General features: G+C 68.1%; 14 protein-coding genes. 13 read left to right on the top strand and 1 reads right to left on the bottom strand.

The genetic code is table 11. The features are described 5' to 3' along the window. Window positions 1–124 precede the first annotated feature (124 nt). The 12 genes from DIE02_RS02590 (at window position 125) to DIE02_RS02530 (ending at window position 12237) form a co-directional block, all read left to right on the top strand. The gene (locus tag DIE02_RS02590; protein WP_260427850.1) at window positions 125–640 is read left to right on the top strand and encodes a flavodoxin domain-containing protein; all 516 of its coding nucleotides are present in this window, start codon (window positions 125–127) and stop codon (window positions 638–640) included. After that, window positions 637–2970, top strand: coding sequence for an FAD-dependent oxidoreductase (locus tag DIE02_RS02585; protein ID WP_124528595.1), 2334 nt, complete (start codon window positions 637–639; stop codon window positions 2968–2970). Before DIE02_RS02590 ends, DIE02_RS02585 begins: the two co-directional genes overlap by 4 nt. A 168-nt stretch (window positions 2971–3138) precedes the next feature. Beyond that, the gene (locus tag DIE02_RS02580) at window positions 3139–3552 is read left to right on the top strand and encodes a hypothetical protein (protein ID WP_124528593.1); all 414 of its coding nucleotides are present in this window, start codon (window positions 3139–3141) and stop codon (window positions 3550–3552) included. A 72-nt stretch (window positions 3553–3624) separates the two neighbouring features. Beyond that, a complete protein-coding gene (locus DIE02_RS02575) occupies window positions 3625–4275 on the top strand; it encodes a BON domain-containing protein (RefSeq protein WP_124528591.1) in 651 nt (216 codons plus the stop codon). Between the two features lie 61 nt (window positions 4276–4336). Continuing rightward, a complete protein-coding gene (locus tag DIE02_RS02570; protein WP_124519754.1) occupies window positions 4337–4786 on the top strand; it encodes a CBS domain-containing protein in 450 nt (149 codons plus the stop codon). 164 nt (window positions 4787–4950) lie between these two features. Beyond that, a complete protein-coding gene (locus DIE02_RS02565; RefSeq protein WP_124519755.1) occupies window positions 4951–5190 on the top strand; it encodes a hypothetical protein in 240 nt (79 codons plus the stop codon). Window positions 5191–5735: 545 nt separating this feature from the next. After that, complete coding sequence (locus tag DIE02_RS02555) at window positions 5736–7112, top strand: nicotinate phosphoribosyltransferase (RefSeq protein ID WP_124519934.1); 1377 nt, start codon at window positions 5736–5738, stop codon at window positions 7110–7112. A 66-nt stretch (window positions 7113–7178) separates the two neighbouring features. Then, window positions 7179–7352: a hypothetical protein gene (locus tag DIE02_RS36390; RefSeq protein ID WP_185702551.1), complete on the top strand. Its 174-nt coding sequence runs from the start codon at window positions 7179–7181 to the stop codon at window positions 7350–7352. Then, window positions 7349–8308 carry an acetyltransferase gene (locus tag DIE02_RS02545; protein ID WP_124519756.1) on the top strand — a complete coding sequence of 320 codons (960 nt, stop codon included), beginning with the start codon at window positions 7349–7351 and terminating at the stop codon, window positions 8306–8308. The genes DIE02_RS36390 and DIE02_RS02545 overlap by 4 nt, the downstream gene beginning before the upstream one ends. 198 nt (window positions 8309–8506) lie before the next feature. Beyond that, window positions 8507–10240, top strand: coding sequence for an ABC transporter permease subunit (locus DIE02_RS02540; RefSeq protein WP_124528589.1), 1734 nt, complete (start codon window positions 8507–8509; stop codon window positions 10238–10240). Window positions 10241–10359: 119 nt separating this feature from the next. Beyond that, window positions 10360–11619: a nitrate/sulfonate/bicarbonate ABC transporter ATP-binding protein gene (locus tag DIE02_RS02535; protein WP_185640832.1), complete on the top strand. Its 1260-nt coding sequence runs from the start codon at window positions 10360–10362 to the stop codon at window positions 11617–11619. Window positions 11620–11772: 153 nt separating this feature from the next. After that, window positions 11773–12237, top strand: a complete 465-nt coding sequence (locus DIE02_RS02530; RefSeq protein ID WP_124519759.1) for a hypothetical protein — start codon at window positions 11773–11775, stop codon at window positions 12235–12237. A 31-nt stretch (window positions 12238–12268) separates the two neighbouring features. Here DIE02_RS02530 and DIE02_RS02525 read toward each other — a convergent pair whose 3' ends face one another. Beyond that, entirely contained in the window at window positions 12269–12862 is a 594-nt protein-coding gene (locus DIE02_RS02525) for a rhomboid family intramembrane serine protease (RefSeq protein WP_124519760.1), read from the bottom strand. A 289-nt stretch (window positions 12863–13151) separates the two neighbouring features. Between DIE02_RS02525 and DIE02_RS36305 the strand changes: the two genes are divergently transcribed. Continuing rightward, window positions 13152–13601: a CBS domain-containing protein gene (locus DIE02_RS36305; RefSeq protein ID WP_124519761.1), complete on the top strand. Its 450-nt coding sequence runs from the start codon at window positions 13152–13154 to the stop codon at window positions 13599–13601. Window positions 13602–13624 lie beyond the last annotated feature (23 nt).

Raw genomic sequence — 13624 nt, 5'->3', positions numbered from 1 at the left:
TACTGTCGCCGGATTGTGCCGCGACGGGTTGACCTGCATCAGTGTCGCCCCGATCGCCGGTGCATAAGCTGGTCCATGGATCCCGGACGGATGCACGGAGTGGGCCATGGACACGTCTCGACGCATGCTCGTCGTCTTCTACTCGCGCAGTGAAACGACGGCGGCGGTTGCGCACCGGCTTGCCGCCGAGCTTGGCGCGGATTGCGAACGGCTGCGGGAAGCCGACGATCGGCGGCGGACGGGGGCCGTCGGCTTCCTGCGTTCGCTCGCGGACGTGATCCGCGATCGTGCCGCGGACCTTCGGCCAACAGCCTGTTCGCCGTCCGCATACGATGTGGTCGTGCTAGGTACGCCGGTCTGGGCGGGCCGTGCATCGACGCCGATTTCGACCTGGCTCGCGCGGCACGGGAGCGAACTGCGCGCGACCGCATTCTTTTGCACGATGGGCCTGCGCGGCGACATCACTGCATTCGGGCAGATGCAGGCGCTGGCGCGGCAAAGGCCGATCGCGACGTGCGCGATTTCGGGGCGCGATATCGGTCGCGGCCTGGCCGCTCGGAAGCTCGCCCGTTTTGCGCGTTCGATCGCCCGCCGGCTTGCCTCCGGCGAACGGCACATGCGCGCGGAGCGGGCAACGTGACGGCGCAGTCCGGGGCCAGGCGCGACTACGATCATGTGCTGGTCGGCGGCGGCATTGCCAGCGTGTCCGCGGCGCATACGTTGCGGCGCGAAGATCCGTCCGCGCGCATCGCGATCCTGTGCGGCGAACACGTGCTGCCGTATCAGAGACAGCCGCTGACAAAGGAATTTCTCGCAGGAAACCTCACCCCGGCGGCAATCGCGATACACCCGGCGGGGTTCTACGAGATGCGCAGGATCGATCTGCTCCTAGGGGCGAGGGGCGCGTCGGTCGACTGCGGCGCGCATGTCGTCAGGCTGGAGGATGGCACCGCGATACACTACGGCAAGCTGCTGATCGCGACCGGTGCGTCGCCACGCCGTCTGGCGGTGCCGGGGGCGACGCTGGCGGGCATCGGTCACCTTCACGACCTCGACGACGCGCTCGTGCTTCGCGACAACGCCGCCCGGCGACGACGCCTGCTCGTCGTGGGCGGAGGCTTCACGGGTTTCGAGGCGGCGGCCACGCTGCGCGGGCGCGGTCTGGAGGTCACGCTCGTCGAGCGCTGCGAGCGGCTGTTGCCGCAGCTGAATTCCGTTCGGCTATCCGATCACTTTGCCGGGTTGTGTGCGACGCGCGGCGTCGACGTTCGAACCGGAACGACGGTGGAGCGCTTCATCGGAGAGCATTCGATCGAGGCGGCCGTGCTCACCGACGGCAGCGTCATCGAATGCGACCTCGTCGTGATTGCCGTGGGCGTCGAGCCAAACTGCGGGTTTCTCGCGGGCAGTGGCATCGCGACAGTGGATGGCGTGCTTGTCGACGAATGCCTGCAATCGTCGGATCCGGACGTCCATGCGGCCGGCGACGTCGCGCGGTTTCGCGATCCGGTATTCGGCGTGCAGAGGCGTATCGAGCACTGGGACAACGCGGTGCGTCAGGGGCGCTTGGCCGCCAGGAACATGCGCGGTGCGCGCTTGCCCTATCGGGATGTATCGATTTTCTACGGAAGCGTATTCGACGTACCGTACAACTTCCTCGGCAACGCTGCTGATGCGACCGAAGTCGTCGAGCAGGGCCGATTCCCGCATGCTCCGTACTCGTTGCTCTATCTGAGACATCATGTCCTGCGTGCGATGTTCTCGATCGGTGTCCGCGCGGATGAAATGACCGCCGCCGAGGAGACGATACGCCATCGGGTCAATCTCGGCGCGCAAGTCGAGGCTGTGACGCACGACGTATCGCGGCTGTGCGAACTCCCCGCGCAAACGGTCTTGATCCTGCAGGGTGGCGGTGCGCTCGGCGCATTCGAAAGCGGAGCGATCGCCGCGCTCGAGTCGCGGGGCGTCCGTCCGGACGTGATCGCGGCCGTGTCGATCGGCGCGTTCAACGGCGCGATCGCAGCGAGCCATCCGGGGCATGCGGCCGAAGCACTCGACGCATTCTGGCGCGAGCTGTCGATCAGGAGTCCGGTGGGCGTGCCGTCGTCCGCCTATGCGGGACATGCGTTGCTCGCGTGGCATATCGCGCTGTTCGGCGTTCCGAATTTCCTTCGGCCGCACTGGTGGCCTGACGGGATTCCGCCGTCCAGCTTTGCTACGTGGTGGACGAGCTGCTACGACACGCAGCCGATGCTCGCGCTACTGCGCCGCCATGTCGATTTCGACGCCCTGGCGGGCAGCGCGACGCGCCTGCTGCTTGGAGCCGTGGACGTGGAAAGCGGGGAGCGGCGCATCTTCGACAGCTATGTCGATCGCATCACGCCCGAGCACCTGCTCGCCAGCGGTAGCCTGCCGCCCGCGATGCCGTGGACGCGCATCGACGGCCGCGCTTACTGGGACGGCGGCATCATCAGCAACTCGCCGCTCGATCTCGTGATCGAACGGTGCGGGCGGATAGCAGGGCGCGTGTTTGTTGTCGATTTGTTTTCAGGGTCGCGCCCGTTGCCATCGAACCTGATCGAGGTCATGCTGCGGCGCGACGAGATCGTCTATGCCGATCGGGTTCGTAACGACCTGCGATTCGAGGAAAACGAGAACGACTTTCGCGATCTCGTCGAACGTATAACCTGCCAGCTTGATCCCGAAACGGCGGCCCGCATGCGACAACTCCCGGAATACATCCGACTCATGGGGAGTCGTGCGCCCGTACGGGTCTTCAGGATCGCGCTGAATGGCCACGCCGGAGCCACGGACACTTTCGCGCGCGACTTCGATTTTTCCGATACATCGATTGCAGCGCTGTTCGAACTCGGCCGCCGCGCGGCGCTCGCAGTGCTCGCGTCCAACGCGGCGGAACCGCTCGGGGGCGCAGCCGGCCGGCCTGGTCGAGCGAGGCCACCAACGCCTTGAACGCTTCCCACTCCACGGCGGGGAACGTTTCGATCGCTCGCGTCTTCCGGATGACCTGCATCAAGAACGCTTGCCCGGCAGGAGCGGATATTGACGTTCTCGCATGTCGACCGCGATCGACATGTCCCGTGCCTTCAGCGTCTTCACGTTCATGATCCGGACACCATCATGCCCGCCTTGTTTACGAACACGTCGAATCGCCAGATCATTTGCCGTTCCGAAGCATCGGCGCTGCGCGTGTCGGCTGCCGCGCATCGCCAGCATCACCCGATCGACGCCGGCGGCGACTGGCTGCTGAGTCCCCACGAAATCGCGATCCTGATGGTGCTCGCCAGCGAGCCGCGGCGCCAGCAGGGCGACCCCGCCGACCTGCGCTGCCTCGCCGATCGCGGTCTCGTTCGACTGGATGCGGCATCGCTTGCCGAGGCGCCCGCCCGCCTGTCGCCCGACGGGCGCCGGATGGTATCGCGACTCGCCAGGCGCGATCGCGCCTGGCAGGGGCGCAATGTCGACGTAAGGACCGGGTTTCGCGCGATCGCAGCGGAGACATCGGTCGCGATCGCTCACCACGCCGCGCGCTGACCTGTATCAATTCCACGCGGTGCAGCGGGAATTACCGTTGTTTTCATCGATTGCGGACAGGAGTCGATGGCCATGAAAAGCGACAGCGCGCTGAAGAAGGACGTCGAGCAGGAACTCGAGTGGGACCCGTCGATCGATGCGGTGCGCATCGGCGTCGAAGTGCACGAACGCATCGTGACGTTGACTGGGCACGTCGCCAGCTATCTGGAAAAGGTCGCGGTGCGCAAGGCCGTCGAGCGTATCGAAGGCGTGCGCGGCATCGTGCTGGAACTCGAGGTGCAAACGGACGACGGCAAGCATCGCTCGGACGAGGACGTCGCCATTGCAGCGCGCTCGCTCCTGATGTGGGATGCGGGGCTTGGCGAGCAGGCCGTGCACGTGACGGTCGAGAACGGGTGCGTGACGCTGTCGGGCGAGGTGATGTGGAGCTACCAGATGCAGGAGGCGGAGCGGGCCGTCGAGCGGCTGCGCGGCGTCACCCGGATCATCAACGAGATCCACGTCCGGCCGCATCCGACGCAATCCGACATCGCGGGCAAGATCCAGGCGGCCTTGATTCGGCATGCAACGGAAGAGGCCGCACACGTCGGCATTACCGTCCAGGACGGTTGCGTGACGTTGACGGGCCAGGTGGGCTCGCTGGGCGAACGGCGGCTTGCCTTCCATGCCGCGTGGTCGGCGCCGGGCGTGCGCAACGTGGTCGATCAACTTACGGTTGCATGATGGTTCGGGCGGCGGCGGACATCGATCGATGGTCCGCCTCGCCCCGGCCGGGAGAACGAACATGAATGCCGCGATGCTCTGTACCCGCGATGTTGCCATGTGTTCGGCACGAGCAACCGTCGTCGAGGCGGCGGAAATGATGCGCGGCGCGCACGCCGGCGATCTGATCGTCGTGCGCGAACAGGAGGGGCGATGCGTGCCGGTCGGTGTCGTGACCGATCGCGACATCGTGCTGACGGTCGTCAGCCCCGATGCGCAGGCCGGCTCGCTGTTCGTCGGTGACATCATGTCGGCGCCCGTCGCGACCGCGAACGTCGACGACGACATCTGGCTGCTCGCGAAGCGGATGCGCCAGCATGGCGTCCGTCGATTGCCGGTCGTCGGCGGCGACGGCGAACTGGTCGGCATTGTCTCGCTCGACGATCTGCTGCGCGCGGCCGCGGCGCTGCTCGACGAGTTGCGGCTCGTGGCGGCCCGCCAGCCGTATTTCGAGGAGAAGCAGCGTGGCTGATCCGGCCGGTTCCGGCTTCCGTCGCGCCGCGCATCGCGCAGCGGCGGTCTCGATGCCGGTGCGATGCGCCCTTCGGGCGCGCGCGAACGCCATCGCGGCTCGCGGCGTGGCGCGACCGATGAGGGAAGCAGCTTGCGCTCGCACGGCAAGGTAAGGGGGTAATCATGACGATTTCCGGTGAATTGAACGAAGCGGACTGGACCGTGGAGATCGAAACGGTTGGCGTCGAGTCCGGCGGGTACCGCTGCCGTGTCCACGTGACGGTTCGCTCACCCGACTGCAAGTGCGAGCATGTCTTCCCGCATCACCGGGTATTCGCGACCGAGCGCGAGGCAGCGCTGGAGGGACTGCGAAGCGGAATGACATGGGTCGAAATGAAGAAATCGGACACGTTCACGTACTGACGGACGGTGCTGCTCACCGTCGTCTGCACCGCATGCGCATCGGCAAGCACGGCGACACGAACCCTGCGCGCGCGGCATGACCTGGCGCCTGCGAATGCCGCGTCGCCGGCGTCCCGCCGGGCCGCGGGCATGCGTTGATCCCGGTCAAGGCCGCAGGGCACGGCCTCAATACGATGGATCGCATCTCCGCGAAGAATGACGACCATGAACAGGCTCAGACGCGCAAGCCGCGTGCTTGTGCCGTGCGCGGCCGCATGTTGCATGCCGACGCAGCCGGCACATGCGCAGCATGCACGCCATGTTCCCCGCCAGGATTTCCACGGGCGGGACTTTCGCCATTTCGCGCCGAGGGAGCGTACGCGGTGACAGCGCGGTCGAGGACCCGCGCGGATACTATCCGTATGTCGCGTCGTGCAATGGCGTGTGGACCGCGGTCCCGGCGAGTCCGGGACCCGCGCCGCAATGACGGAAGCGACGCTGCTCCAGATCGCAGCGGCCGGGTACCGGTTGCACGATTGCGCGCGAGCGACGCGGGAGGGCGCATGATGAACGGATCCTGGCCGGACGCTGGCATCGACGACGCGCTGCTGACGGATTGGTATGAACTGACGATGATGCAGGCCGCGTTCGATGCCGGAATGAACGACATGGCCAGCTTCGAGTTCTTCGTACGGGCGCTGCCCGAGCAGCGGGCATTCCTGATGGCGGCGGGACTGGAGCTCGTCCTCGACTATCTGGAGGGCCTGCGCTTTACGGCCGCCGGCCTTGAGCGACTGGCCGCGACCGGGCGCTTGCGAGCGGATTTCCTCGCGTCACTCGCCGGCTTGCGCTTTACCGGTACGGTCGACGCGATGCCGGAAGGCACGGTGTTTTTCGCCGACGAACCGATCCTGCGGATCACGGCGCCGCTTCGCGAGGCGCAGTTCGTCGAGAGCCGCGTGATGAACCTGCTCCATTACGCGACGCTGGTTGCAAGCAAGGCCGCACGCGCCACGCTCGTCGCGCATGGCAGGTTGCTGGTCGATTTCGGCCTGCGGCGCGCGCATGGCGCGGAGGCGGCGATGCTGTCCGCGCGGGCCAGCTACCTGGCAGGATTCTCCGGCACGGCGACCCTGCTCGCCGGCTTGCGCTACGACATTCCCGTGTACGGCACGATGGCGCATTCATACGTCCAGGCGCACGACGACGAAGCGCTCGCGTTCGAGCATTTCGCCCGATCGCAGCCGGATAACGCGGTGCTGCTGATCGATACGTACGATACGGAGCACGCGGCGCACAAGGTCGTCGAACTGGCGCGGCGGCTTGCGCTCGACAACGTGCGCATCAAGGGCGTCCGGATCGACAGCGGCGATCTGGCGGCGCACGCGCGCAACGTGCGCGCGATTTTCGACCATGGCGGCCTGACGGAAGCGACGATCTTCGCGAGCGGCAATCTCGATGAAATCCGGCTGCGGGAGCTCGTCCGGCAGCACGCGCCGATCGACGGTTTCGGAATCGGCACGCGGATGAGCACGTCGGCGGACGCACCGTGTCTCGACTGCGCGTACAAGCTCGTCGAGTATGCGGGCCGGGCGCGCTGCAAACGTTCGGAGGGCAAGGCCACGCTGCCCGGCCGCAAGCAGGTGTTCCGGCAATACGGCCCGGATGGGCGAATCGCCGCCGACAGCCTCGGACTCGACGGCGAGCGCATCGACGGAACGCCGCTGTTGCGGCCCGTCATGATCGGAGGGGCGCGACTCGCGGCCCCCACGCTCGGCGAGAGCCGCATTCACGCAATGCGCGAACTGTCCACGCTGCCCGATCCGATGCGTGCACTGGCGCCCGTCATGCCGCTGCAGCCGGCGATTTCTCCGGCGCTGGCGGCACTGGTCGCGCAGGAGAATGCCCGGCCGGACACGCACGCGGGGCGGCAAGCGGCATGAACGGTGCACGCATCCCGGCCGGCCGCGCGCCATCGCTTCTGTTGCGAGGAGGTGCGCGCGCGTCTCGTGTTCGCCGTCCTCGAACGGACGTTCCTCGTGCGCGGCGGGCGTGACGCCGAGACGGGCCGCGATCCGTTCGCCGAAGGCGCGACACGAGGCGAAGGCAAACAGGCTGAAAGGGAGTCGTTCCATGGCATGGCTACCTCGATTCATGCAGTTATCGCGCGTCGCGAATCATGACGCGCTTTGACGTGTTCAACGGTGATGCGGACGGCATCTGTTCGCTTCAGCAGCTGCGGCTCGAGATGCCGGCCGAGTCGGTGCTCGTGACGGGTCCCAAGCGCGACATCGCGCTGCTCGCGCGCGTGCCGGCCGCCCGAGGCGACATCGTCACCGTCCTGGACATTTCTCTCGACGTGAACCGCGCGGCACTCGACGCGCTGCTGGCGCGCGGGGTCGACATCGACTATTTCGATCACCACATGGCCGCCGCCGTGCCCGCTCATCCGCACCTTCGCACGCATATCGACACGGCGCCGGACACCTGTACGAGCGTCATCGTCGACCGATACCTGGCGGGCCGGCAGCGACTCTGGGCGGTGGTCGGTGCCTATGGCGACAATCTCGTCGGCGTGGCCGGCAGGCTCGCCGCCGCCTGCGGCCTGACGGATGCCGATGCCTACCGTCTGCAGGTGCTCGGCGAATCCGTCAACTACAACGGCTACGGCGATTGCCCGGACGACCTCTTCATGCCGCCGCCGGCCGTGTATGCGGCGGTGCGGCAATATGCGAACCCGCTCGAGTTCGCGAGGTCGCCCCTCGCGCGGCGGCTCGACGCCAACCGGCGACGCGATATCGCGCTTGCGGAGCGACAGCGCGCGAACATCGCGCTGCCGGGGGCGGACGTCTATATCCTCCCCGACACGCGCTGGGCGCGTCGCGTGCGCGGCGTTTTCGCCAATCGGCTCGCGCGTGGTGACGCGGCACGCGCTCACGCGGTGCTGACGTTGTCGGCCTCGGGTGGGTACACCGTCAGCGTTCGCGCGCCGGTCGCCGCACCGTACGGCGCAGATCGTCTTTGTCGCGCATTTCCGGAGGGCGGCGGCCGGGAAGGGGCGGCCGGCATCAACCGGCTCGCGCCGGAGCGCCTCGACGCGTTCGTCGAGGCGCTCGCGAACGCATACCCCGCCGCGTGAGCCGACGCAGGCGCGCTCGTCGGTGTGGTACGGCGTGGCCGGAACGGGTGTCATCGGGATGCTCCTGACCGGTGGCCGTTGCGCGGCAGGACTCGCTGCGATCGTGGCGCCGGGCAATGCAGGGCGGTTGACGCAGGTCAAGCCCGCCGGCCGCCCCACCCGGGAAGATGAACCGCCATCATCGGCGGGAGAGGCGTCGTGGAGCACCATGCTGAGGTATTGCGGGGCGGGCGCTGGACGCTGCCCGTGCCGGGCTGGCGGGACATCGTCGCGACGCTGATCGTGGTCGGTTTCCTGTTGCTGGCCGGCATCGCGGCGCACCAGATGGCCGGCCCGCTGGCGGTGGCGCAGCCCCCGGCGATTTCGCTGTCGCCCGCGGCGCTGCCGGGCTACACGCTGCGCACGGTCGCGCGCATGTTCGCGGCACTGCTCGCGTCGATCGTCTTCACGTTCGCCTACGCGACCGCGGCCGCGCGCAGCCGTCGCGCCGAGCGCGTGTTGATCCCGCTGCTCGACGTGCTGCAGTCGGTGCCGATCCTCGGCTACCTGTCGTTTACGGTGCTGTTCTTCCTGTCGCTGTTTCCGGGGCGGATCCTCGGCGCCGAGTGCGCGGCGATCTTCGCGATCTTCACGAGCCAGGCCTGGAACATGACGTTCAGCTTCTATCAGGCGCTGCGCACGGTGCCGCTCGATCTCGACGAAGCGAGCCGCAGCTTCCGGCTGTCCGCGTGGCAGCGTTTCTGGCGCCTCGACGTGCCGTTCGCGATGCCGGGACTCGTCTGGAACGCGATGATGTCGATGTCGGGCGGCTGGTTTTTCGTGGTCGCGTCCGAGGCGATCGCGGTCGGCAACCTGCACGTCGACCTGCCGGGCGTCGGCGCCTACGTCGCGCAGGCGATCGCGAGCCGCGACCTCGCCGCCGTGGGCTGGGCGATCGTCGCGATGAGCGTCGCGATCGTCCTGTACGACCAGTTGCTGTTCAGGCCGCTGGTCGCATGGTCGGAACGGTTCCGCTATGGCGATGCCGCGCCCACGGTCGGGTCGCGCAGCTGGATGCTCGACCTGTTCCACCGATCGCGATGGATCGGCCGTGCGGTCGGCCCGGTCCGGGCGGTGCTGCGTCGGGCGGCGCGCGCGCGGCTGCGCGGGTTCATGCCGGCATGGCGCGGCCGGATCGCGCTGCCGCGACACACGGGCGACGTGCTCTGGTTCGCGGCGTGCGGCGCGGGATGCGCGTATGCGGCGTACGAACTGTTCCGGCTCGGACGCGCGACGCTGACCTGGACGGACCTGCGCGCCGTCGCAAGCGAAGGCGGGCTCACGTTCGTCCGCGTGACCGTGCTGGTCACCCTCGCGTCGGCGATCTGGGTGCCGATCGGCATCGCGATCGGCCTCCGCCCGGGCGTGGCCGCCCGCATCCAGCCGGTCACGCAGTTCCTCGCCGCGTTTCCGGCCAACCTGCTGTTTCCGGTCGCGGTGTTCGCGATCGTGCGCCTGCGGCTCGAACCCGACATCTGGCTGTGCCCGCTGATGATATTGGGCGCGCAATGGTACGTCCTGTTCAACGTGATCGCCGGTGCGAGCGCGTTCCCGGCCGACCTGCGCGAAGCGGCCGCCTGCTTCCGGGTGCGGCCGCCGACCTGGTGGCGTCACGTCATGCTGCCGGGCGTCCTGCCGTACTTCGTGACCGGCGCGATTACCGCGTCGGGCGGCGCATGGAACGCGAGCATCGTCGCCGAAGCGGTGAGCTGGGGCGGCACACGCCTGGATGCCGGCGGACTCGGCGCCTATATCGCGCGGATGACCGACGCCGGCGACTATCCGCGCATCGCGCTCGGCGTGGCCGCGATGTCGTTGCTCGTGATCGCGACCAATCGGCTCGTGTGGCGCCCGATGTACGCGTTCGCGGAGCGCCGCACGCGGCTCGATTGAGCCCTCCACCGATCATTTATTCACGGGAGACCCGTGTGCCGAACCTCAGCGAATACACGGAAGGGAACGTCGCGAGCGCGGCCGCGCCGGCTTCGGACCCGGCGGCGGTCGTGCTCGAGATGCGGGCCGTATGCAAATCGTTCACGAAGCCGTCCGGCGAGCCGCTGCACGTGCTGGCCGATATCGATCTCGCGCTGCATGAAGGCGAGATCCTCGGGCTGCTGGGCCGCTCCGGCTCGGGCAAGTCCACGCTGCTGAGGATCGCCGGCGGGCTCGTCAAGCCCTCGTCCGGCACGGTCGCGTATCGCGGTGCGCCGCTCGCCGGCCCGACCGACGGCATCGCGGTGGTGTTCCAGACCTTTGCGCTGTACCCGTGGCTGACCGTCATCGAAAACGTCGAGCTCGGCCTCGACGCGCTGGGCCTCGCGCCGGGCGACGCGCGCGCACGCGCGGCCGCCGCGATCGAGCTGATCGGGCTCGACGGGTTCGAATCGGCGTTTCCCCGCGAACTGTCGGGCGGCATGCGCCAGCGGGTCGGTTTCGCCCGCGCGCTCGTCAGCGAGCCCGCGCTGATGTTGATGGACGAACCGTTCTCGGCGCTCGACGTGCTGACCGCGGAAACGCTGCGCACGGATTTTCTCGACCTGTGGGACGCGCACCAGCTGTCGACCCGGTCGGTGCTGATGGTGACGCACAACATCGAGGAAGCCGTGCTCATGTGCGATCGCATCCTGGTGCTCGGCGCCGGTCCGGCGCGCATCGAGGCAACGCTGAACGTGCCGCTGCCGCGTCCGCGCAGTCGGCATGATCCGGCCGTTCAGGCGATCGCCGGCAAGATCTATGCGACGCTGACGGCGCGCATCACCGACGCGACGGCAGGCCGGGAAGCGACGGGCAGCGCGCTGGCCATGAAGCTGCCCGACGTGTCGAGCCACCATCTCGCCGGATTCGTCGACACGCTCGCTGCCGCGCCGTACGAGGGGCATGCCGAGCTCGGCACGATCGCATCGGCGCTCGCGCTCCGGGTCGACGCGCTGTATTCGACGGCGGCCGCGCTCCATCTGCTCGCGTTTGCCGAATGGCACGACCGGAGCATCCGGCTGAGTGCCGCGGGTCACGTGTTCGCGCAAAGCGACGACGACGCCCGGCGGCGTCTGTTTCGCGAGCATGTCGTCCGGTTCGTGCCGCTCGCCGGGCATATCGACGAAGTGCTGGGGGAACGCGAGGGGCATCGCGCGCCGCGCGAGCGTTTCGAGCTCGAACTGGAGGATCATCTCGATCCGCGCAGCGCCGACCAGGCGCTGAGGGTCGTGATCGACTGGGGGCGCTACGCGGGACTGTTCGACTACGACGACCATACCCGCACGTTCGGCCGCTGACCGCTCGGGCCGCATGTCGGGCGCGTGCTTGATCGGCATCAAGCGTCGCGCGGCGGGGCGTGCGACGCTGGACGAACCGTCGACGCGACCGCGTCGATCCGGCAGACAAGCTCCGCAACCCGACGTCAATGACCGTTCACGGGAGGACTGACCATGAACTGGCTTTCGGAATACTTCGCCCAGCGCACGAGCCCGCTGTCGCTTTCGCTCTGGGCTCATCCGCCGCTCGCGCTCGGGCCGGACGGCCCGATCTGTCGGGAGCCTTACCGGTTGCCGTACCCGGGTGTGGAACTCGTTTTCACGGCGGCGGAAGCGGTCGAGCGCGGCGGGAAGGTCTACACGCTGCCGGCGCGTTATGACGTCAGGGGGCTGCTTGCCGCGCGCAGCACGGCGCGCGACGAGGCCGCGTCGTTCTTCCGCGAGGTGACGATTTTCGGGCCGTCGCAGTTCAATCGCGACTTCGTGGTGACGGTCAACGGCGAATTTTCGTTCGTGCCGTCGTTCTGGCAGGACGGGTCGCCCGGTTTCTCGGGCATCTGCGTGCCCGCCGCGAGCGGTCGCGCGACAGGCGAGAGAACCGGCCCGCCGTGGCTGTTCCAGGGATATCTCAGCATCTAGGGCTCGCTCCCGCCATCGGCGGGAACAGGCGTCACGCACGCATGCCCGCGCGTTTTCGCCAGAAGGCGAGGCACACGAGCGCGCCGAGCATCCCGCCGAGGTGGGCGAAATGCGCGACGCCGCTCGTGTCGCCGCTGAGGCCGGACAGCAATTCGGTCAGTGCATAGCCGGCCGCGAAGAGCCAGGCGGGCATCGGTACCGGCGGGAACAGCAGCACGACGCGCCGTTTCGGAAACAGCACGGCGTAGGCGATCAGCGCGCCGAAAACGCCGGCCGACGCACCGACGGTCGGTGCGTCGGCGGGCGGCAGGGCACGCATCACCCCGAGCTGCGCGATCGCGCCGGCCAGCACGCTCGCCAGATAGAGCGCGAGAAAGCGTGCGCGCCCGAGCACGCGTTCGACATCGCGTCCGAACATGTAGAGCCCGAACATGTTGAACGCGACATGGGCGAGACTGGCATGCAGCACGCTATAGGTCAGCAACTGCCAGACGTGGAAATCCGGTGTCGCCGGCGCGCCCGATCGGGCGGGCGGCCATAGCGCGAACAGGTCGATGAGCACCGGCCAGCCGCTCGCCTCGGCGATGAACACGGCGAAGTTCACCAGAATCAATGCGTAGGTCATGGCGACGGAATCCGCGGGACGGAGGTGGCGTTGGCGGCCAGCGGTGCGGCCGGCATCGAACGTCACGACATACCGTCACGTTAGCGGTGGCACATGCGCGGCCGTTGAGGCAGATCATGGATGGCCGCCGCCTCGCCGTCCGCGCCTCGTCGGCCCGACGGCGTACGGCACATTGACGTGCGTCAAGCCCGCCCAGGGCGCCGCGCTTACCCTGAACTCGGGAAACATGCGTCGCCGCGAGGCGGCGCGCATGCGTATCGTCCACGCAAAGGGCAACGGGAGCTTCATCATGCACATTGGAAGAATCAGTACCCGACCGGTCGAATCGTGCACGGTCGAATGCAGTGCGTTCGAACTGGCCGATCGCATGCGGCACGCGCATGTCGGCGACATCGTCGTGATCGAGTACCGTGATGGCGAAGCCATTCCGATCGGCCTGGTCACCGACCGCGACCTGGTGATCGAGGTGATGGCCCGCGGCGACGATCCGGGCGACGTGACGGCCGGCCAGATCATGTCGCGGGGTCTCGTCGTCGTGTCCGACACGGACGAGATCGGCGTCGCGCTCGATGAGATGCGCCGGTCGGGCATTCGGAGACTGCCGGTCGTCGACGATGCAGGCCGCCTCGTCGGCATCGTGACGCTCGACGATATCGTCGGGCATCTCGCGGGGCTGCTCGGCAGCGTCGCGGAAGTCGGCAAGCTGCAGCAGATCGAGGAGCAGCGTTTCCGCGCGTGACGCCGCGGGGCCGGCGCCCGGCG

The sequence above is a fragment of the Burkholderia sp. Bp8991 genome (assembly GCF_003853795.1).
In the GTDB taxonomy this organism is placed as follows: Bacteria; Pseudomonadota; Gammaproteobacteria; order Burkholderiales; family Burkholderiaceae; genus Burkholderia.
This window is presented reverse-complemented; position numbering and strand designations above follow the sequence as displayed.